This is a genomic window from Actinomyces sp. ICM58, assembly GCF_000283035.1.
GTDB lineage: Bacteria > Actinomycetota > Actinomycetes > Actinomycetales > Actinomycetaceae > Pauljensenia.
Genome location: NZ_ALIY01000211.1, coordinates 1 through 12,175 on the forward strand (window position 1 = coordinate 1; position 12,175 = coordinate 12,175).

The 12,175-nt window shown below is 67.3% G+C and carries 10 protein-coding genes, 2 tRNA genes and 1 pseudogene; 6 read left to right on the forward strand and 7 right to left on the reverse strand.

The genetic code is table 11. From position 1 onward, the window contains the following. Nucleotides 1-729 precede the first annotated feature (729 nt). Nucleotides 730-802, reverse strand: a tRNA-Lys gene (locus HMPREF1138_RS09330). A gap of 264 nt (nt 803-1,066) precedes the next feature. Here HMPREF1138_RS09330 and HMPREF1138_RS09335 point away from each other — a divergent pair. Then, nucleotides 1,067-1,735, forward strand: coding sequence for a metal-dependent transcriptional regulator (locus HMPREF1138_RS09335; RefSeq protein WP_009059133.1), 669 nt, complete (start codon nt 1,067-1,069; stop codon nt 1,733-1,735). A gap of 90 nt (nt 1,736-1,825) precedes the next feature. Here the strand turns inward: HMPREF1138_RS09335 and HMPREF1138_RS09340 are convergent, their stop codons facing one another. Beyond that, nucleotides 1,826-2,272, reverse strand: coding sequence for an HIT family protein (locus HMPREF1138_RS09340; RefSeq protein ID WP_009059124.1), 447 nt, complete (start codon nt 2,270-2,272; stop codon nt 1,826-1,828). 124 nt (nt 2,273-2,396) lie between these two features. Between HMPREF1138_RS09340 and HMPREF1138_RS09345 the strand changes: the two genes are divergently transcribed. Both HMPREF1138_RS09345 and HMPREF1138_RS09350 read left to right on the forward strand, forming a co-directional pair. Continuing rightward, nucleotides 2,397-5,327 (forward strand): leucine--tRNA ligase, encoded by a 2,931-nt coding sequence (locus tag HMPREF1138_RS09345; protein ID WP_009059128.1) that lies wholly within the window; start codon nt 2,397-2,399, stop codon nt 5,325-5,327. Nucleotides 5,328-5,333: 6 nt separating this feature from the next. Then, the gene (locus tag HMPREF1138_RS09350) at nt 5,334-6,371 is read left to right on the forward strand and encodes an Fpg/Nei family DNA glycosylase (RefSeq protein ID WP_009059126.1); all 1,038 of its coding nucleotides are present in this window, start codon (nt 5,334-5,336) and stop codon (nt 6,369-6,371) included. A gap of 56 nt (nt 6,372-6,427) precedes the next feature. On the opposite strand, the gene HMPREF1138_RS09355 is transcribed toward HMPREF1138_RS09350, so the two are convergent. The 4 genes from HMPREF1138_RS09355 to HMPREF1138_RS09370 all read right to left on the reverse strand — a co-directional run bounded on the left by HMPREF1138_RS09355 (nt 6,428) and on the right by HMPREF1138_RS09370 (nt 9,367). Next, a complete protein-coding gene (locus HMPREF1138_RS09355; protein ID WP_021611533.1) occupies nt 6,428-6,919 on the reverse strand; it encodes a GNAT family N-acetyltransferase in 492 nt (163 codons plus the stop codon). Between the two features lie 86 nt (nt 6,920-7,005). Beyond that, nucleotides 7,006-7,650 (reverse strand): serine O-acetyltransferase EpsC, encoded by a 645-nt coding sequence (gene epsC, locus HMPREF1138_RS09360; RefSeq protein WP_009059129.1) that lies wholly within the window; start codon nt 7,648-7,650, stop codon nt 7,006-7,008. Nucleotides 7,651-7,741: 91 nt separating this feature from the next. After that, the gene (gene cysK / locus HMPREF1138_RS09365; protein ID WP_009059125.1) at nt 7,742-8,674 is read right to left on the reverse strand and encodes a cysteine synthase A; all 933 of its coding nucleotides are present in this window, start codon (nt 8,672-8,674) and stop codon (nt 7,742-7,744) included. A 36-nt stretch (nt 8,675-8,710) separates the two neighbouring features. Beyond that, on the reverse strand, nt 8,711-9,367 hold the full coding sequence (locus HMPREF1138_RS09370) for a YigZ family protein (protein ID WP_009059127.1): 657 nt from the start codon (nt 9,365-9,367) through the stop codon (nt 8,711-8,713). Nucleotides 9,368-9,542: 175 nt separating this feature from the next. Between HMPREF1138_RS09370 and rpmF the strand changes: the two genes are divergently transcribed. From rpmF to HMPREF1138_RS09385, 3 genes are all read left to right on the forward strand, one after another. Then, nucleotides 9,543-9,713, forward strand: a complete 171-nt coding sequence (gene rpmF / locus HMPREF1138_RS09375; protein ID WP_003792889.1) for a 50S ribosomal protein L32 — start codon at nt 9,543-9,545, stop codon at nt 9,711-9,713. 115 nt (nt 9,714-9,828) lie between these two features. Next, entirely contained in the window at nt 9,829-11,100 is a 1,272-nt protein-coding gene (locus HMPREF1138_RS09380) for a cation:proton antiporter (protein WP_009059132.1), read from the forward strand. A gap of 36 nt (nt 11,101-11,136) precedes the next feature. Continuing rightward, nucleotides 11,137-11,212, forward strand: a tRNA-Arg gene (locus HMPREF1138_RS09385). Between the two features lie 756 nt (nt 11,213-11,968). On the opposite strand, the pseudogene HMPREF1138_RS10930 reads toward HMPREF1138_RS09385, so the two are convergent. Next, nucleotides 11,969-12,175, reverse strand: a pseudogene (locus HMPREF1138_RS10930) (IS256 family transposase); the annotation flags it as partial.

Consider the following 12,175-nt stretch of genomic DNA (forward strand, 5'->3'; position numbering starts at 1 on the left):
GTGGGCCCGCTAATACGAGCGTGGGCAGCCCCGCCCAGACACGGAATAGTGGGTTTACGTGCGATATTGCGGGTCAGCGCACGCTATAGCGGGTTCGCGTGCGAGCGACGCACGAGGCCAGGCGCCGTTGTGACCACAACGCAGACCACCTCGCCCACGACACCCCATTGTCGGCGTTTTTCACTGAGGTGGTCTGCACTTTGGGCGCCACGCCGCCCCGAACCGCGACCTCACCACCCCGAACCACGACCTCGCCGCCCCGAATCGCGAGCTCACCGCCAGCAAACGGGGGGAATTGCACCATTAGAGGTGCGACACGCCGGCGACACGCCGTGGCGAGGCTTCTAATGCTGCAAAACCCCCCACCATTACCCGAACAGAGTCAGGTTGCGGCACCCATGAGCGCAAGCACCAGGCCGTGGCACCCTCTCACCCGATCACGCGGCAGCCACACAGGACCGTGATGCAGTATTCGCAGGAACGAGGCACACGCCGCCAACTAAAATACCAACTTTCCCGCACTAACAAGCCGAAAAGTCACCCCTCCAGCAACACGTAGTGTCCCATAACCACCGTCGACGGCGGGCTGGTGTTGCGGCCTGTCTCGGGCGCCTGCCCGCGTGGGGTGGCATTGCCTTCTGGTATGCGGCCTGTCGGCGCCCCTGGCCGCCTGGGCGGTGCGCGCCGAGCATACGAAAAACCAGCGACCCGAAGACCGCCGGTTATCTGTGCGTCATGGGGGACTTGAACCCTCAACCCGCTGATTAAGAGTCAGCTGCTCTGCCAATTGAGCTAATGACGCGGGGGTTTTGCAACCGAGAAGTAAATATACATGCCCCGCCTGGCGGGTGCAAGTCAGTGGTGGCTGTCGTGTCCTATGTCGCATCTTCGCGGGCGTGAATGGCGGGCAACCGCTGCGGGCGTATCGGCTCGCTGTGCGCGCATACTGCGCGGGCCCGGAGGCCGGGCTGCGCTCCCGATGGGCGAGGCGGTGGTTCAAGCGCTTGCTGCGCGGGCGCACAGGTCGGCCTTGCCTACAATGGGACCTCGAACGAAAGGGGAAGCCATGCCGGAGGCGTCGAGCGAATACTCAACAGTCGTTGAGGACATCCTCAAGCTCGTGTGGAGCGCCGAGGAGGCCGGCCGTGACGGCGTCAAGCCTAAAGACATTGGCGAACACATGGGCGTGGTCCCCTCGACGACGACGGAGAACGTGCAGCGCCTCGCCCGACAAGGCCTCGTGACGCACGAGCGCTACGGGCGCGTGCGCCTGACGGAGGAGGGGCGCGCCGTTGCCCTGGGCATGGTGCGCCGCCATCGCCTGCTTGAGACTTACCTGCATGAGGCTCTCGGATTCTCCTGGGACGAGGTGCACGAAGAAGCCGAGATCCTCGAACATGCCGTCTCCGAGCGCCTGCTTGATCGCCTCGACAAGGTGCTCGGATATCCGACGCGCGACCCTCACGGCGACCCTATCCCGCGCGCGGACGGCTCCAGCGACGAGGTCTCGGGCGTGCCCCTGGATAGCCTGGCCGTGGGGGACGGTGGCCTGGTCGAGCGGCTGCCCGACCGTGACCCGCAAGCCCTGCGAGCCTGGGAGGAGGTCGGCCTCGTGCCCGGCGCTGGCGTGGTCCTCGTCGGTCGCGCCCCGGGTGCGCTCACCGTCGCCCTCGATGATGGGCAGATGGTGCAGCTGGAGGAGGCCCTGGCCTCGGGCATCATCGTGCGCTCCTAGCACGACCCGCGCGAACGAGGCCGTGGCGCCGCCCTCGGACCCGCTCGCAGCGGTGAGGCGATGCCGCGGCCAGACGCCAGGGCAGGGCCCTCAGCTCAGTGCCGCGCTCCCCATCGACGGGGGAACGTGGGCCTTGTGGCCGGCGACGAGAAGGGCCTCGCGCAGGGACGTCATGGCGGCGTCGAGCTCCTCGTCGGAAGCCGGGGCGGCCTTCGACAGGAGAATGTCGGTCTCGTCGCGAAGAGGGATGACGTGCAGGTGCGTGTGAGGCACCTCGAAGCCCGCGATCGCCATGCCCGCGCGCGGCACCCCGAATGCGGCCTTCTGGGCCAGGCCGATCGCCCGCGCCACCTTCATCAGGTGCGCGGCCACGTCCGAAGGGGCGTCGGTCCACGCCTCGTAGGGGCAGCGCGGGACGACGAGGACGTGCCCGGGGGAAGTGGGCTCGATCGTGGCGAAGGCGACGCACAGGTCGTCGGCCCACACGAAGCGTCCGGGCCACACGCCCGAGATGATGTTTTCAAAGACAGTGCTCATGCGACTATTGTCACCTATTTGCGCTCGCTTCGGTAGGTGGGCGCGTCCGGCGGGGCGGGCGGGGGTGAACTACCCTGGTGGGGAGTATTGTTACGCGACCCATCGTTAAGCGAGGAACGCACAGATGAGCGAAAATCCGCAAGGTGCCCCGGCCCAGCGCTACACCGCGCAGCTCGCCGGACAGATCGAGACGAAGTGGCAGGACCGGTGGGAGGAGCTGGGCACGTTCTACGCGGACAATCCGACCGGTGCCCTGGCGGGCCCCCTGGCGTCCCGCAACCCCTACTTCATTCTCGACATGTTCCCCTACCCTTCGGGGAAGGGCCTGCACGTGGGGCACCCGCTCGGCTACATCGCGACGGACACGCTCGCGCGCTACCGCCGCATGAAGGGCGACAACGTCCTGTACACGATGGGCTACGACGCTTTCGGCCTGCCCGCCGAGCAGTACGCCGTCCAGACCGGCCAGCACCCGGCCATCACCACGAACCAGAACATCGCGAACATGCGCCGCCAGCTGCGCCGCATGGGCCTGTCCCACGACTCGCGCCGCTCTTTCGCGACCACCGACATCGAGTACGTGCACTGGACGCAGTGGATCTTCCTGCAGGTCTTCAATTCCTGGTTCGACCCCGAGGCCACGGCCCCCGACGGCTCCCAGGGCGCGGCCCGCCCGATCGGTGAGCTGATCGCCAAGCTCGAGTCCGGCCAGATTCCCCCCGAGGACGGCTCCGACTACAACTCCCTGGACCGCGCCGCACAGGCCAAGGTCGTCGACTCCTTCCGCCTCGCCTACGTCTCCGAGGCCCCCGTCAACTGGTGCCCCGGCCTCGGCACGGTCCTGGCCAACGAAGAGGTTACTGCGGACGGCCGCTCAGAGCGCGGCAACTTCCCGGTCTTCAAGCGCAACCTGCGCCAGTGGATGATGCGCATCACCGCTTACGGCAAGCGCCTCGCCGACGACCTCGACACCATCAACTGGCCCGAGAAGGTGCGCACCATGCAGCGCAACTGGATCGGCCGCTCCGAGGGTGCCACCGTCCGCTTCGATGTGCCCGGCGCGCGCGAGGCCGGAGCCTGCCTCGACTCCCTCGACGTCTACACGACACGACCCGACACGCTGTTCGGCGCGACCTTCATGGTCGTCGCCCCCGAGCACCCGATCCTCGGCGGAACCGCCGGCGGCGACGCCGGCGACGAGGCAGCCCTCACCCTGCCCGCGGCCTGGCCCGAGGGCACGAAGGACGCGTGGACGGGTGGCGCCGCCACCCCCAAGGAGGCCGTGAGCGCCTACCGCGCCCAGGCCTCGGCCAAGTCCGAAGCCGAACGCGCCGACGAGGAACGCACCAAGACCGGCGTCTTCACCGGCCTGTTCGGCATCGACCCCGTCAACGGCCGCGAGGTCCCGATCTTCGTCGCCGACTACGTCCTGTGGGGCTACGGCACGGGCGCCATCATGGCCGTGCCCGCCCACGACGACCGCGACTGGGCGTTCGCCCGCGCCTACGACCTCGACGTCGTGCGCACCATCGGCCCCGCGGACGACCCCTATGGCCCCGACCTCGAGGCCGGCGCCTACACGGGCGACGGCGTGGCCGTCGACTCCGCGAACGACGAGATCGACCTCAACGGCCTGGCCAAGGACGAGGCCAAGGCTGCCATGATCGAGTGGCTGGTCGCCAAGGGACTGGGTCACGCCACCGTCACCTACCGCCTGCGCGACTGGCTCTTCAGCCGCCAGCGCTACTGGGGCGAGCCCTTCCCGATCGTGTGGGACGAGGACGGTGTCGCGCACGCCCTGCCCGAGGAGAAGCTTCCCGTCGAGCTGCCCGAGGTCAGCGACTACAGCCCCCGAACCTTCGACGCCGAGGACGCCGAATCCTCGCCCGAGGCGCCGCTGGGCCGCGCCGAGGAGTGGGTGAACGTCACCCTCGACCTGGGCGACGGACCCAAGCACTACCGCCGTGAGACAAACACGATGCCCCAGTGGGCCGGCTCGTGCTGGTACGAGATGCGCTACACCGACCCCACGAACTCCGATCGCTTCGCCGACGCGGAGAACCTGAACTACTGGATGGGCCCGCGCGAGGGCAAGGTCAGCGGAGGTACCGACATGTACGTCGGCGGCGTCGAGCACGCGGTCCTGCACCTGCTCTACGCCCGCTTCTGGCAGAAGGTCCTCTTCGACCTGGGCCACGTACCCGACTCCGAGCCCTACCACACGCTCTTCAACCAGGGATACGTCCAGGCCTACGCTTACACGGACTCGCGCGGCCAGTACGTGCCCGCCGACGAGGTCGAGGGCGACGAGACCAGCGGCTTCACCTACAAGGGCGAGACCGTCAATCGCGAGTACGGCAAGATGGGCAAGTCCCTGAAGAACATCGTCACGCCCGACGAGATGTACGACGCCTACGGCGCCGACGTCTTCCGCGTGTACGAGATGAGCATGGGGCCCCTCGACCTGTCGCGCCCGTGGGAGACCCGCGCGGTCGTCGGCTCTCAGCGTTTCCTGCAGCGCCTGTGGCGCAACGCCGTCGACGAGGAGACCGGCGAGGTCACCGTATCTGAGGCACCCTCGGACGACAAGACGCGCCGCCTCGTGGCCCGCACGATCGCCGAGGTCACCGAAGAATACGAGAACCTGCGCATCAACACGGCGATCTCCAAGCTCATCGTCCTCAACAACCACCTGACCAGCCTGGGCGCCGTCCCGCGCGACGCGATCGAGCCCCTGATCCTCATGCTCGCCCCCGTCGCCCCGCACGTGTGCGAGGAGCTGTGGAGCCGCCTGGGACACGAGGCGTCGCTCGCCCGCGAGCCCTTCCCGCTCGTCGAGGACGCCTCGCTGCTGGTCGAAGACACGGTGACGGCCATCGTCCAGGTCAACGGCAAGGTGAAGGCCCGCATCGAGGTCGCTCCCTCCATTGCCGAGGAGGATCTCATCGCGGCAGCGCTGGCCGAGGCCCCGATCGTGAAGGCCCTCGGTGGGGGGCAGCCGCTCAAGGTGATCGCCCGCGCTCCGAAGCTGGTCAACGTCGTCGTCAAGAAGTGAGGTCGCATGCCTGAAGGCGATGCAGTCCGTCGCCTAGCCGGTACCCTCGACGAGCTTTTCGTCGGGGGTACCGTCTCGGCATCGTCCCCGCAGGGGCGCTTCGCGTCCTCGGCCGCCCTCCTGGACGGGTGGGTGATGCAGCGGGTGCGTGTACACGGCAAACACATGTTCATCGGTTTCGTCCCGCCCACCCCGGGCGAGACGTACAAGGCCGGGGTGTCCCTCCTCGAGGGCGCCGCGGCCGGCAGTGGGGAACCCCTCCTCGGTGAGGATGCGCCCTGGCCGGACCGCTGGGTGCACATCCACCTGGGCCTGTACGGCTGGTGGCGCTTCAACGGCGACGAGACCGTCGTCGACGAGGGACACGGCGTCGCCCACCGTATCCCCAACGTCGCGAAGGGGGAGTGGAACGGCCACTCCGAGACTCGCTGGGGCGAGGGCTTCGGCGAAGCCAAGGCGGGGGAGTGGGAGCCGCCCGAGCCGGTCGGTGCCGTGCGCCTGCGCCTGTTCAACGACCATGCCGTCGCCGACCTGGTGGGCCCTAACCGCTGCGATCTGATTACGGATGAGGAGCGCATCAAGGCGGAGGCGAAGCTGGGGCCCGACCCCCTGGACGCCGGGGCTCGCTCCGACGCCGAGGCCATGGAGCGTTTCGCTCAGGTCGCCCACTCGAAGAAGCGCGCCATCGGCGAGATCGTCATGGACCAGTCGATCATCGCGGGCGTGGGTAACATCTACCGCGCCGACGCCCTGTTCCTCGCGGGAATCTCGCCGCACCGCAAGGGCGCCAACATCTCCCTCAAGCGCCTGCGGGAGCTGTGGGTCCTCATCTGTGACCTCATGAACCGCGGCCTGGCCGCCGGGCGCCTGGACACGATGGACCCGGACGAGGCCCCCAACCCGCCGATCGAGGGGGACGAAGAGGCCTCGCGCTGGTACGCCTACCACCGCACAGGCCGTCCATGCCTGCGCTGCGGGACGCCGATCCGAGAAGCGCTCATGCAAAACCGACGCCTGTTCTGGTGTCCGTCCTGCCAGCGCTGAGCGCGCGAACAATCGACGGAGGAGTGCGGGCGCTGGCTCGCACTCCTCGTCGTTTGTCAGGCGATCTCCTCGAAACCGAGCATCGAGTAGAGCTCGCGGGCGCCTCCGTGGCGCGCATCCAGACGCAGGGCCAGGGTGTCGAAACCCCAGTGCGTGCACCTGGACGCCACCTCCGAGACGAGCGCGGTTGCGATGCCTCGCCTGCGGTAGTCCGGCGCGACAATCAAGTCGACGACGAAGGGCCCGTCCGGTGCGTCGTCCCACGGGGATTCGCGCACGACGAGGATCGCGCCGACCAGGGTTCCTCCGTCCCAGGCCCCCACGAAGGAGTCTTCGGTGGTGTCACCGAAAGCGCCCTCGAAGGTGAGGCGGAGTTCCTCGGATGTTTCCATGAGCGCCTCGGGCGTGACAGCTTCGTCGTAGGCCTCGAGGGTGAGCACCGCGAGCGCGGGGATGTCGAATGTCGTGAGCGTGGCGATCTCAATACCCTGGGGGCGATTCGCCGCTGACAACGCGTCCAGTGGGGCATGTAGAGTTCGAGCTTCCATAAACCAACTATAGGTGAGGGTGCTCACTTTGTCACGGGTCTCGGCAAGATTGCCCCGGACCGGTGCTGACGAGGGAAGACGCCGCCTCAGATGTAGAGCGCCGGCTCGTCGAAGAAGCAGTTGGGATCGACGATGAGGTCGCGGTCGCGCGTGTCCTTTTCCGGCTTGGGCAGCAGGCGCGCGGGCACGCCGATAGCCACGTTGCCGCAGGGCACGTCCTTGACGACGACGGCGTTCGCGCCGATCTTGACACCCGCGCCCACGGTGATGGGGCCCAGGACCTTCGCGCCCGCGCCAATCATGACGTGATCGCCGACGGTGGGGTGGCGCTTGCCCGGCGTCATGGCGACGCCGCCGAGAGTGACGCCGTGGAAGATGACGACGTCGTTGCCGACCTCGGCCGTCTGGCCGATGACGACGCCCGTCGCGTGGTCGATGAAGACACGGCGGCCGATCGTGGTCTCGGGGTGAATGTCCACGCCGGTGACCGCGCGGGCCATGGAGGATAGGACGCGCGCGGGAGTGCGGGCTCCGTGGGACCACAGGGCGTGGGAGATGCGGTGGGCCCACAGGGCGTGCACGCCCGGGTAAGTCAGTGCGATCTCCAGGGCGGAGGTGGCCGCGGGGTCGCGGCGCTGCGCCGTCACGAGGTCCTCGTGGAAGAGTCCGAGCGTCTTGGTGGGCAGGGCGCGCGACAGGGTCTTCGACAGGGCGCTTACGGTGAGCTTCACGGTTCCTCCTGGATGGTTGACTCAGACGGAAACGCACAGGTGGCCCCGGATATTCCATCCGGGGCCACCTTAGCGCGTTGAGCGTGAAAGATCAGTCCTCGAGGCCCGCGAACAGCGCGGTCGAGAGGTAACGCTCACCCGTATCGGGCAGCAGCGTGACAATCTTCTTGCCGGCCAGCTCGGGACGGGCCGCGACCACGGCGGTTCCGGCCAGGGCTGCGCCCGAGGAGATGCCCACGAGCAGGCCTTCCTCGGCGGCGGCGCGGCGCGCGAACTCGAGCGCGGTAGCGGTCTCGACGGAGACAACCTCGTCGACGATGTCGGCGTCGAAGGTCTCGGGCACGAAGTTGGGCATGAGGCCCTGGATGCCGTGCGGGGCAGGGGACCCACCCGTGAGCAGCGGGGACTCGGCGGGCTGCACGGCGACGATGTGCACGCTCGGGTTCTTGTCCTTCAGGACGCGCGCAACGCCCGAGATGGTGCCGCCCGTACCCACGCCGGCGACGAACACGTCGACCTGGCCATCGGTGTCCGCCCAGATCTCCTCACCCGTGTGGGCGATGTGCGCGGCGGGGTTCGCGGGGTTCGTGAACTGGGAGGCGATGATAGCTCCAGGACGCTCGGAGGCGATACGCTCGGCCTCTGCGACGGCGGCGGAGACGCCGCCCTTCGGGTCGGTGAGCACCAGCTCGGCGCCGAAGGCGCGCACGATCGCACGGCGCTCGACGGACATCGAGGCGGGCATGACGATGACGACCTTGTAGCCGCGCGCCGCGCCCACCATCGACAGGGCGATGCCCGTGTTGCCGGAGGTGGCCTCGACGATCGTGCCGCCGGGGGCCAGGGCGCCCGAGGCCTCGGCCGCGTCGATGATCGAGCGGGCGATGCGATCCTTCACAGACGAAGCCGGGTTGAAGGCCTCGACCTTCGCGACGACGTCCACGCCGTCACCGGCGACGTGCTGAATACGGACGAGGGGGGTGCCGCCGATCAGGTCGGCGACGGTGGAGGCGATACGTGCCATGAGGGGTCCTTCCAAGAAAGTGGTACCCCCGAATTGTTATCCCCCGCTCGGAGCCTCGTCTAGTTCAACCCGGCGCGTTTCCACGTAGCGAAACTTTGCAACACCCGACGAGGCCTGGGCCAGGCACGCGTCGAAGGAGTCCCGCTGCGCCGGATCAATCCCGATCGTGAGCGTCACCTCCGCGGCCCACTGCGTGTCTAGGATCGTGGCGCCACGCGCGCGCAGCTCAGATTCGATGCGGCCCGCGTCAGCCGGGCTCAAACGGGTCGTAAGGACGTCGCGCCCGACCAGGAAGGCGATCGGGGCGGCCGCGACGGCCTCGGACACGGACGTCGAATAAGCGCGCACGAGGCCGCCCCCACCCAGGAGGATGCCGCCAAAATAGCGGGTGACCACGGCGGTTGCGTTCCACGTGTCGGAGGCGCGCAGCGCCTCCAGCATCGGGGTACCCGCCGTTCCCGAGGGCTCCCCGTCGTCGGAGGAATGCTGGAGGGGGGCCGCGTCGGGCGGGTCGATAAGGTAGGCGGAGCAGTTGTGGCGCGCCTGCGGGTGCTCCGACTTGACCGCGTCGATGAGCGCGCGGGCCTCTTCGGGCGTGTCCGTCCTGGCCAGCGTCGTGATGAAGCGGGAGCGCTTAATCTCGATCTCATGCGTGAGGAGCGTGCCGGCGGCGAGGGTGCGAAGAACGGACATGAGCCCAGTCTAGGCGAGCTGGCACCCCTCGGTCTGTAACCAGGATCGCAGGCGCACCCGCCCGCGCGATATGCCACATGCGCGGGGTCCGTGGTAGTCTAGTCGGGTTGTCGCCGTGCGCCCGCGTGGCGCACCGATCAGAATAGTCGTCGAGAAAGAAGAGGAGCGGTAAGACATGGCAGTTCCCAAGCGTAAGATGTCCCGTGCGAACACCCGCACCCGCCGGTCTACCTGGAAGGCTGATCTTACCGAGCTGAACACCGTCAAGGTCGCCGGCCGTGAGATCCGCGTGCCCCGCCGCCTGGCCAAGGCGTACAAGAACGGCCTCCTGGACGTCGAGGGCTGACCTCGCATCCGCGCACGGGCCCGGGACAGTTGTCCCGGGCCTTTGTCATGCCCACGATCCGCTACCATGCACCCCGTCGTGAGCGTTCGAGCCTCACACCGAGGAAGGAAGACATATGAACCTGACGACCGCGATCCTCGCCGCGAGCGGGGGAGCGAGCCACGGCCTCGTCGCCGCCTCCTCCACCACCGGCACGGAGGGCTCCATCGTCTCCCTCTTCATCATCGCCGCCGCGGCAGCCGTCGCGCCCCTGCTCTCGTCGCTCACCCACAAGCGCGTGCCCGACGTCGTCTGGCTCCTCATCCTCGGCGTCATCGTCGGCCCGAACGGCCTGGGATTGGCGGCCTCAACCGAGCCGATTGCCTTGTTCCGCGAGGTCGGCATGGGCATGCTCTTCCTCATCGCAGGAACCGAGATCAACGTGGAGGAAGTGCACGGCCGGGCGGGCAGGCGCTCCCTGCTCACGTGGCTGGCGTGCTTTGGAATCGGGCTGGCCGTGTCCTGGGCGGCGGTGGCCGCGTCGGGCACGACCGGGGTCGCCGCCGCGACATACATCGCGCTTGCGATCGCGCTGACTTCGACGGCTCTCGGCACCCTGCTTCCCATCCTCATGGAAGCCGGCGTCATGGGGACGACGATCGGCAAGGCCGTCCTCGTGCACGGGGCCGTCGGCGAGCTCGCTCCCATCATCGCCATGTCGCTGCTGCTGTCCGCCCGCAGCCCGTGGGCCTCGGCGATTATTCTGCTCGTTTTCGCGGTAGCGTCCCTCGTCGCCGTCGCCATTCCGACGCGATTCATCCTCAAACACCCGGCGATCGGTCGGACGATCCTGCACGGGGCGCAGACGTCACAAAAGACGCTTATGCGTGTCGTTATGGTCGTGCTCACCGGCCTGATGGCGCTGTCCGCCGTCATGGAGCTGGACATGGTGCTCGGCGCTTTCGCGGCCGGCATCATCGTGCGCGCACTGGCGCCCGGCAACTTCACGATGGTCGAGGGAGAACTGCGCACCCTCGGCTTCTCCTTCCTGATCCCGTTGTTCTTCGTCACCTCGGGCATGAACATCTCGTTGAGCGCGGTCGCGGCTTACCCGTTCCTGCTCGTGGCCTTCATCGGCGCGATCCTCGTGGTGCGCGGCGCGCCCATCGTCCTCATGGAACACTTCCACGGCTCGAGCGAACGCGTCGGCTGGATGGACGCGACGTGCATCGGCCTGTACGGTGCGACCGGCCTGCCCATCATCGTCGCCGTCACCGAACTGGGCGTCTCGACGGGCGTCCTGCCCGCGTGGCTGGCATCCCTGCTCGTCGTCGCCGGCGCGATGTCGGTGCTGCTCTTCCCGCTCGTCGCCTTCCTGATGGGCCGCGCCGTTGGAAAGCAGGCCTAAGGTCCGCTAGTCTTACAAGCGGCGCACCCGCGCCACGCCTCCGTAGCTCAATGGATAGAGCAAGGGCCTTCTAATCCCGAGGTTGCAGGTTCGAGTCCTGTCGGAGGCGCCAGCTTGTGATGCGGGTGCTCGCCACGAATCGTCGTTGTCGGTCGTTATGTGGCCGCCCGAACCGGGGAAGCGTGGCATAATGGGGGGAGCCGAACAGTTGCAGCTGTTCGACTCCCCGGTTTCCGGTATGGTCTTAGCTACCCATCAGGGTGCTCAGCAGCAATGCAATCGCCCAGATCAGCTGCGGCAGTGTCGTGATCACTGCTACAGCGATCTGGGCTTTCTGCTTCCTGTCAAGGCCTCGCCGCCGTCGAGGCTGACGATGGTCTTTAGCCATTGCCCAGTCACCTCCTCTCAACGGAACCGCTCCCCGGCAGGAATACAGGTGTCCCGGGGTGGCGCCGTGGAGGCAGCCCTATCGTCCCACTGGGCACAGTCATTTACGGTAGAGGCGTGAGGTCGCGCGATAGAGACATATGCGTGCAACGGGCATAGTGCAAACAACGATGGTGACTGCTACTGGACTACGCCAATCGACGCTGTCCGAGAGCATGAGGGGCGCATCGTGTTACAGAGGCAGAGTGTCGCCGTTGTGACGGGTGTGCCTGGCGGGGCTGACTTGCGCATGCGGATAGGTTACGACGATGTGGATAGGTTACGACGATGTGGATAGGTTAATAAGCTATCCGGATGCTCATAACCTATCCGGATGCGCATAACCTATCCGCGAATGTGCTGGACGAAGCGTTCGGCGGGGCGCAGGCGAGAACTCAGGGCTGGAACCCGCGGAGCCTGTCAATTTTTCTGTGTATGGGGGTTAGAGGTAGGGGGTGATTCGGTCGGGGTAGGCGGTGGTGAGTTGGGCGAGGGCTTGTTTCCAGTTGGTGGTGGTGTGTCCTTGGATGAGGCGGGTGTGTCCTGTTCGTTTGTTGGGGGGTTTTCCTGCGTCTGTGAGGCGCTGGGCGGCTCGTTTGTCTTCGATGTTGCAGATGGCGAGCCATAAGAGTTTGACGGCGGCTTCTTC